The 1,189-nt window shown below is 77.5% G+C and carries 2 protein-coding genes; both read left to right on the top strand.

Features of this window, described 5'->3' with window-relative positions; genetic code table 11:
* The first annotated feature begins 249 nt into the window (after positions 1-249).
* Positions 250-474, top strand: coding sequence for a DUF3107 domain-containing protein (locus tag HMPREF3105_RS01850; RefSeq protein WP_002854967.1), 225 nt, complete (start codon positions 250-252; stop codon positions 472-474).
* Between the two features lie 70 nt (positions 475-544).
* Positions 545-1,189: RNB domain-containing ribonuclease (locus HMPREF3105_RS01845; RefSeq protein ID WP_141762397.1), on the top strand; the 645-nt coding region annotated here is incomplete at its 3' end.

Here is a 1,189-nt window from a genome sequence, read left to right as displayed (position 1 = left end):
CCCCGCCACTGGGCGGACCGGCTCGACGCCGACGCCCGCCCCGCCGCCGCCGAGATGGCCCGCACGGTGGACGCGCTCGTCTGGCGCGGCCTCGCCTCGCTGCCCTCCGCGGACGACGCGCCGCGCTGACCCGGCCGTCCGGCCCGTTTCGCCCGCGGGTGAACCTCGTGGGCGCCCGTCCACCCCGCCGAGCGGTCCCGTAGGCTGACGGCGGACCGCACAGGACGCGACGAAGAGAAGAGGTTCCCCATGGAGATCCGCATCGGTGTGCAGCACGTCGGCCGCGAGGTCGTCATCGACAGCGAGCAGTCGGCGGACGAGGTCCGCTCCCTCGTGGACGCCGCCGTCGCCGACGGCACCCCGCTGGTCCTGGCGGACGCCAAGGGCCGCCAGGTGGTCGTCCCCGGCGACCGCATCGGCTTCGTGGAGATCGGCGCGAAGAAGTCGGGCCCGCTCGGGTTCGCCGCCTCCTGACCCGCCCCGCACGCCCCGGTGATCCGCCGGGGCGTGCGTCGTCTCGGCCCCCTTGCCCAGGAGCATCGCCATGTCCTCCCACGCCCTCGGCCTCCGCGGCCCTGCCGACCCGGCCCTGCTCGAGCGCCTCGCCGCCCTGCGGACGGAGCTCGAGCTGCCGTCGGCCTTCCCCACCCCCGTCCTGGCCGAGGCGGAGGCGGCCGCGCATGGGGTGCACGTGGGCCTGGCCGGGAGCCCGGACCACGCGGACCGCACGGCCCTGCCGTTCGTCACCGTGGACCCCGCCGGCGCCACGGACCTGGACCAGGCCCTGCTCCTGACCCCCTCCGACGACGACGGCATCCTGGTCCGCTACGCGATCGCGGACGTGCCCGCCTTCGTGGCACCGGGCGGCGCCGTGGACGCCGAGGCCCGCCGCCGCGGCCAGACCGTCTACCTGCCCGACGGCCGGGTCCCCCTGCACCCGGAGGTGTTGAGCGAGGACGCCGCCTCCCTGCTGCCGGACCGCGAGCGCCCGGCGTTCGTGTGGACGTTCCTGCTGGACGCCGCGGGCGCCGTCGTCGAGACCGGCCTCGAACGCGCCCGCGTCCGCTCCCGGGCGCAGCTGACGTACGGGCAGGTGCAGGCCTTCCTCGACGCTCGGCCGGGGGCGCAGGCGCCGGCGACGCCGCGTCCCGGGGTCACCGACGCGGACCGGGCCGCCGCCGAGGGGTGG

It is taken from the genome of Micrococcus sp. HMSC31B01 (genome assembly GCF_001816085.1).
GTDB lineage: Bacteria > Actinomycetota > Actinomycetes > Actinomycetales > Micrococcaceae > Micrococcus > Micrococcus luteus.
The sequence above is the reverse complement of the archived record's forward strand: the minus strand, read 5'-3'. Positions and strand labels throughout refer to the sequence as shown.

Coding starts and splice junctions, on each gene's coding strand:
- HMPREF3105_RS01850 (WP_002854967.1), top strand. CDS start 250: ATGGAGATCCGCATCGGTGTGCAGCACGTCGGCCGCGAGGTCGTCATC.